This is a genomic window from Pseudomonas sp. 5P_3.1_Bac2, assembly GCF_025465995.1.
Taxonomy (GTDB): Bacteria; Pseudomonadota; Gammaproteobacteria; order Pseudomonadales; family Pseudomonadaceae; genus Aquipseudomonas.
In genome coordinates, this window is sequence record NZ_JANLNY010000026.1 from 1 (window position 1) to 6,392 (window position 6,392).

Sequence of the window (6,392 nt, forward strand, 5' to 3'; positions counted from 1 at the left end):
TAGAACAGGGTGAAAAAGAAATTGATAACTCAGTCATAGGAAAGCCAAGAGTCGGGAGCGCAAATAAACTTCCTGATGGTCAGCACGGGTTTAATGACATAATTGATAACTATGCTGGTGATGCGGCCAAATTTGAGATACCAACCAAAGGACCAGGTGGAGAGGTGGTTAGGGTGTCCGAGTTAAGGCAAATTGAAGGCAGCAATAACGGAGTCGATGGGGTGTTTGAATGGATTGTTGATGAAGGCAACGTGACTCATCGACGCTTTATCCCCGGTGGTCAGGTAACTGGCTTGCCCAACCAGACTCCAAAAAAATAAGGAGAGAGTAATGTCTCCACTTGGTGTATTAATTAGTTTTGGCCTGGCTTGCTGGTCAACCATTTTTTTGGGATTTAGAAAGCGCTGGATTAGGCGAGATGATATTTTTGAGTATGCCATGGTTCAGCTTTTAAATGGTTGCGAAAGCGAGCACGTTGCCATCATTGCTGGAGGCGAATATTTAAGCGATGAAGAACTTCTTGAAGTTATCTCTAAGCAAATGGATAAGACGAATTGTGTTGTTGAAATGGATAAGTGGCGTTTGGCTTTTTTACTTTGTATTGGAGCGTCGGGTGATAGTGACAAAAATAAAATAAATAGGCTTCAGGAAATCTATGCGGACTTTGATTATCCGGAAGATATGGCTTCGTGCAGCATTTACTCTCAGGATGGTATTGACCCGCTTGTAGCAATGAGCCAAGTTACGGAAAGACTAATGGAGAGGTTTTTACTGAATCGCCCCTAGTTTCGTAGACACCTCCAGGCCTCATAATACGGCTCACTAGGAGGTGCCATGAGCAACCCGCGTTATCCCGAAGAATTCAAAATCGAAGCAGTCAAGCAGGTAACCGAACGAGGTCTGCCAGTAGCTGAGGTAGCTGCTCGTTTGGGCATGTCGACACACAGTTTGTATGCCTGGGTTAAGCGTTACAGCAAGCCCCAAGAGCTGCGGGCGAAAGAGGACGATCAACACGCTGAGCTACGTCGTTTGCGGGCTGAACTCAAGCGTGTGACCGAAGAGCGAGACATCCTAAAAAGGCCGCCAGCGTACTTTGCCAAGGAGTGCGGTTGAAGTACGCCTTCATCAGTCAGCTATCCACAGACTGTTCGGTTCGTCGCCTGTGCTTGACCCTGAAAGTGCATGCCAGCGGTTACTGCGCCTGGCTGGCTGAGCCGACATCGGCACGAGCTAAGGATGATCAGCGGCTGCTGTGTTTGATCAAGCACTCTTGGTTAGAGAGCGGTGGCGTCTATGGTTACCGCAAAATCCATGATTACCTGCGTGAACTTGGAGAACAGTGCGGTAGGCATCGCGTTGCTCGATTAATGCGCCAGGAGGGACTGCGCTCGCAGACGGGGTATCGGCGGCGTCCGGGACGTTACGGTGGCAAGCTGCCGGTGGCTTCACCGAATCATCTTGAGCGTCGATTCAATGTCACTGAGCCCAACAAAGTCTGGGTCACTGACATAACCTACATCCGCACCTATGAGGGCTGGCTATTTTTGTCGGTGGTGCTCGACCTGTTTTCACGGCAGGTAATTGGCTGGTCAATGAAACCGCAAATGACCAGCGATCTGGCTATTGATGCATTGTTAATGGCCGTTTGGCGGCGTAAGCCAAAGCAGGAAGTAATGATCCATTCAGACCAGGGTAGTCAATTCAGCAGCGGTGACTGGCAGAGTTTCCTGAAAGCCAACAGCTTGCTTGGCAGCATGAGTCGACGCGGAAACTGTCATGACAACGCGGTAGCTGAAAGCTTCTTCCAACTGCTGAAGCGCGAACGGATCAGGCGAAAGATCTATAGCACTAGGCAGGATGCCCGCACTGATGTGTTCGACTACATCGAGATGTTTTACAACCCAAAACGCCGGTACGGTTTCAACAATCAGCTGTCGCCGGTAAAGTTTGAAAAGCGCTACTTCCAGAGCCTGGAGAGTGTCTAGAAAACCTAGGGCTATTCAGAGTGCTCGCTGCGGCATCACAGGAAGATGCAGACGCTGCCAAGATGGAGAAGGGGGCGTGGGTCGCGCAAAATGCTACGCAGTACAATCACGAGTTGCACCGTAAACATGCCAAAAGCTTTGTAGACGGGGCCTTTGACTTCTGCAATAAGAGGCCAGGCGACTGTTCTCCTGGAGCGGGACAAGTCACTGAACAAGACATGATGGCTGCGCTGGAGGCTACGGCAGCTCATGGTGAAGGCATCGAAAACGTTAACCCAGAAGCGTTTAGATACCATCGGTAAGGCAGAAACTGCAGTTGCAGTGCTCACGTTGGCACAGGCAGCGAAAGCTGTTCTCCTCGGAGGAGTCGCTGCTCTGGCCAAAGCAGTCGCTGGCGTGGGGGGTAAAGTTAATGGTCCAAAAGAGGTGCCCGCTGTTAAATGGAGTGCTCAAGAGAAGCACTTTCCAGGTCATAATTCGTACACGCCAGGCCGTAGTGTTTTGAGCAGTGACCCCCGCAAGCTTGCCGAAAGTGCTGGAACTGGACAGCAGGTCGGTAATATTCCAGTTGGCATGCCAGGCTCGAAAGAAAGGGTGAATTTTGGTGGGCCTATAGGGACGTATATAGATGGAGCAGGCGTGGCAACACCTACAGCGAATGGAATAATTCACTACTCTAAGGATGGTATCCACATTGTGCCAGCGAGGCCGTGAATAGTGTGTTCTCTTGATGATGTGATCGTGATGGCCCGTCTGAATATTCAAAGAGCATTGTTAGGTGAGGTTTCAGGGAAGCTTCGTGCTGTTATATTTTCAGTATCGGGACTGATTCTGAATATTAGATTCTATTATGACGGAGAAATCGATGATGATGATTTTGAGTCTGCCTCCTGTGTTGAAACTGAGGTGATTGCTGATTACGAGGATGACTGGACGGTTATAGTGAAGTGCTTGCGGCTAGATGCCTCGGAGCCGATACTTGATCAGGGGATTTGGGTATTTAAGCGGCGTGAAATTTAAGAGTAATTAGGTTGTAGCAAAAGCAACAAGTAAGGTAATTGCTGAGTATGGGCCTATGAATCAAGGCCCATTACCTAAAGGAATTGCGGATACATTTCGTAGTGGTACGTATTCAGAGGTTGTTACTCAACAGCCGACCACGTTGTATCGTGTTCATGGTGGAACTGCGCAGGAGCTAGGTGGCTATTGGACAACGACAAAGCCAGCAGGCCCAGTTCAGTCGATTATTGACAGCGCTTTGAATCCCCAATGGGGGAACACTGCTACAAATGTGGTAAAAATTGAAGTTCCTATAGGAACTAAGTATTTTGAAGGCGTAGCTGCTCCTCAAGGTGGGCTGGTTGGCGGTGGCAACCAGGTGCTATTTCCTAAAGATTTCAAAGTTGATACTTCTTGGATAAAATAATGAATGAGTGTAATTGGGACGTAATAGAGGGGTTTTCATCTCCGAATGAGTATGAACGATTTATTGCCTGGATCTCTGAGCAGGTTAAAGCTGGAATGGTAGAACCGGCTCCTGTTCAGGAAAGCTATGCGGGGCCAGGATTTGAAGAAAAATGGTTCAAATGCATAGTGTCAAATGAAACGTGGAGATTGGTTTCTCCCCAAGATCCATTTCACGGTTATTGGGGGCCAGTGTAGAAAAAAACCGGTTATTGAGTTGGGGAAAAAGCGACTGGCGGGGTGGTAGACCGTGCTTGTTGTGGTCAACTAATTCTGGACACTGGTTTAGGTTTATCCAGCCAGTGATTCGGCTTCCACTGGCGTTTTGTATCCGTTGTAACTGTGTGGTCGTTGATGGTTGTAGTAGTCCGTCAGGTAACGCAGCACGTCCGCCTCAGCCTGCCCTTGGTTGGTATAGCCATGTTCTGGCATCCACTCCGTTTTTAGACTTCTGAAAAAACGCTCCATCGGTGCGTTATCCCAGCAATTGACGATCAATTGGCCGGTATTTGTGCTGCAAGCACCGCTATGTGCATTCAGCAATATAACTACTTAGTCAATGATAGTAAGGCTAGTCAGCTAAAGATTGAAGAAATCTATGCGAATGATTCAGTGCCGCTGTCTATTAAGCCGGATCTTCCTGTCTATAACCTACAAAACATAAATGCGACGGGGGCAGTAGTACTAGCCGGTATCACTCAGGATCTAATCAGTAAGGGAGTGTCACAAGAAAATGCGCAGCTAGCTGGTTCTATATTGGCAGTGGTCGCTGGCGGGGTGTAAAGTAAAAATAATGGTGCAAAAGGCGCAGGTGATGCAGCTAGCTTAGCCAATGCAGCGAAGCTTCGTGGACAGCTGACTGGACAAGAGATATCTGGTGGCCATGCATTCGAAAAGCATGTGATTCAGCAGGGTGAATACAAAGATCTGGGCATAACCACTCGAGAGAAGTTTGCCTCGCATATTGAAAACGTCGTTAATAACCCAACTTCATTTCGTGAGCTAAGTGGTGGACGTACTGTTTACTGGGACAATGTCAGTGGTGCAGTCGTTATTAGGAACCCTAAAGCGGTCGATGGCGGCACTGCATTCCGCCCTGTGAATGGGCAAGCATATTTTGATGGTTTGAGGTAGTAACTGTGAATACGATTAACGCTTCGCATGATTTAGCGAATGTTAGCTTTAGCCGAGACGAGCTTTTAGTCTTGAATGCGGCTTTAAATGAAATATGTAATGGGGTAGATGTGTTCGAATTTGAGACGCGGATTGGAGCAGATCGTGAATTTGTAACTGGTTTACTTCAAGGGATTGGTTCGGTGCTTGATGACATGGATCAGCTATCCAGTTGATTTTCGATGAGCTTGCTCTACTAACACCGGCCTCGTGCCGGTGTTGTTTTATCTGCTTACTGCAAAATCTCTCTTCCTTCGCTGCTTGCCTTGGTAGTGGGTAGTCCCCCCATTTTTACTCTTCACCAGATGTAGAACTGTTGCGGCCAATGAGTGCTGAGTGTCAGCGTAGGATTATCCGGCCAATGGTTCTGCTTTTATTGCTGTTTTATAATGCGACAAGTTGTTTAGCTTGCCGCTTGTAGAATCAAAACGACTTACTAACCCCCAGCACCACTGTTGCAGCGCAGAGATCGTCGTAGTCGTTGTAGCTGTAGCACTCGCTTTTGGACAGGTCGCTGGCGACGTAGCTCAGGGACAAGTCGAGGGACAGCAGGGATTTGCTTAGGCCCACTTACCATTCGTTGTAGTGGCTGCGCAGTTTGCCGTTGCTGCGTTCCAGTACGTCGTCTTTGAAGTCGACTTCGCCGTAGCGCAGGTTGAGGCCCAGCTCGTAGGGCAGTAGAGGTAGGACTGCGGTAGGTTTTTCGCTGAGCGGGATTATCAGCTATCTATGACTAATCTGCGTGTGCTAAGGGTGTCTTCGGAACCAAATATTACTTCTATATTCTTAGCTGGGGTTTGAGGTGATTAAGTAAGTGGCTTCAGGGTGTTTATATGATGAATGATATAAGTTTATTACTGTATAGAAATCGGTTGCTGATTGGTTCTATTTTGTTAATAGGTCTAATGTTAAACTGCGTTTTAAGGTTTTGGGGGCAGTGGCATCAATTTGCTAGCGTGTTACTTGTACAGCTTTGGTTTGGTCAGGCAGTTTTTTCATATTTAATAGGCGAGCGGGTTTCTATTGGTCCTAGTGGTTTTGAAAAAGAGGATGACCCTACTGGTCGTGCTGTTTTAGCGGGCTTTTCATTTGTTGTTTATGTGTTGGCTTTTTTCGTACCATTTTGAAATTAATCCGCAAGTTTTTATTTTTTGTATCTAGCTGCGAAGCGGAGGGGGTAAATCTACTTTCATGTGAGGCAGATGTTTTATATGTTGATTTGGAAGGGTAAAATTATTTATTTTATTATTAACTAACCCTACTAGCTCATTAAAATGGGTTTATATTTTAGGTGGGGCGTGTGGTTTATAAATTACCTATCTAATGATTGATGCACGGTTGCAGACACCAAAACGCATAAAATAAAGCTGAATCTGTTTCGTCACTATTTCGTGATCAGAATTTACACAATCCAATGCCGTCGAGTTCAAGTCAGCTAACAAAGCACCGATCAACATGCTGCAAGTGTGAGGTCGGTAACAACGAGCAAGACTTAAGCTTTATAGTCATAGCCGGGGAAAACTTGACCTTAGTCGCCGCGGCCAATGAAGACCACGAGTATTCCAAAGGCAAAAAAGGCAAAACTACCACCCAAGAGGATGTCGTGAGCTATCAAAGCGCTGAGCTGAAAGGCGGGAGGACTTGATTGCGGTGGCGGGCAAAGACCTGACTTTGGTCGCCAGCAAGATCGGCTTCGGTGATGAAGCCTATGTGCATGCCGTTGCTGCAAGGTACCTCCGAAGCAGTCGCAAAAGTCAAAATGGAGTGGGG

9 protein-coding genes and 1 pseudogene are annotated in these 6,392 nt (G+C 47.4%); 8 read left to right on the plus strand and 2 right to left on the minus strand.

Annotated features, from left to right (window positions below; genetic code table 11):
- The 6 genes from NTD81_RS16600 to NTD81_RS16620 form a co-directional block, all read left to right on the plus strand.
- On the plus strand, positions 1 to 320 hold a 320-nt coding region (locus NTD81_RS16600), incomplete at its 5' end, for a hypothetical protein (protein ID WP_262183775.1).
- Positions 321 to 330: 10 nt separating this feature from the next.
- Entirely contained in the window at positions 331 to 786 is a 456-nt protein-coding gene (locus NTD81_RS16605; RefSeq protein ID WP_262183776.1) for a DUF2247 family protein, read from the plus strand.
- Positions 787 to 834: 48 nt separating this feature from the next.
- A protein-coding gene (locus tag NTD81_RS16610; protein ID WP_262183777.1) for an IS3 family transposase occupies positions 835 to 1,985 on the plus strand; the annotation gives its coding sequence in 2 pieces (ribosomal slippage) (positions 835 to 1,078 and positions 1,078 to 1,985; 1,152 coding nt in all).
- 249 nt (positions 1,986 to 2,234) lie between these two features.
- Entirely contained in the window at positions 2,235 to 2,699 is a 465-nt protein-coding gene (locus tag NTD81_RS21490; protein ID WP_410017173.1) for a polymorphic toxin type 50 domain-containing protein, read from the plus strand.
- A gap of 30 nt (positions 2,700 to 2,729) precedes the next feature.
- On the plus strand, positions 2,730 to 3,005 hold the full coding sequence (locus NTD81_RS16615) for a hypothetical protein (protein ID WP_262183778.1): 276 nt from the start codon (positions 2,730 to 2,732) through the stop codon (positions 3,003 to 3,005).
- A 55-nt stretch (positions 3,006 to 3,060) separates the two neighbouring features.
- A complete protein-coding gene (locus NTD81_RS16620) occupies positions 3,061 to 3,411 on the plus strand; it encodes a hypothetical protein (protein ID WP_262183779.1) in 351 nt (116 codons plus the stop codon).
- Between the two features lie 329 nt (positions 3,412 to 3,740).
- Here the strand turns inward: NTD81_RS16620 and NTD81_RS16625 are convergent.
- A pseudogene (locus NTD81_RS16625) lies at positions 3,741 to 3,938 on the minus strand (integrase core domain-containing protein); the annotation flags it as partial.
- A gap of 650 nt (positions 3,939 to 4,588) precedes the next feature.
- Here NTD81_RS16625 and NTD81_RS16630 point away from each other — a divergent pair.
- The gene (locus NTD81_RS16630; protein ID WP_262183780.1) at positions 4,589 to 4,798 is read left to right on the plus strand and encodes a hypothetical protein; all 210 of its coding nucleotides are present in this window, start codon (positions 4,589 to 4,591) and stop codon (positions 4,796 to 4,798) included.
- Between the two features lie 247 nt (positions 4,799 to 5,045).
- Here NTD81_RS16630 and NTD81_RS16635 read toward each other — a convergent pair whose 3' ends face one another.
- A complete protein-coding gene (locus NTD81_RS16635) occupies positions 5,046 to 5,192 on the minus strand; it encodes a hypothetical protein (protein ID WP_262183781.1) in 147 nt (48 codons plus the stop codon).
- Positions 5,193 to 5,458: 266 nt separating this feature from the next.
- On the opposite strand from NTD81_RS16635, the gene NTD81_RS16640 reads away from it, so the two are divergent.
- Positions 5,459 to 5,749: a hypothetical protein gene (locus tag NTD81_RS16640; RefSeq protein ID WP_262183782.1), complete on the plus strand. Its 291-nt coding sequence runs from the start codon at positions 5,459 to 5,461 to the stop codon at positions 5,747 to 5,749.
- Positions 5,750 to 6,392: the final 643 nt, after the last annotated feature.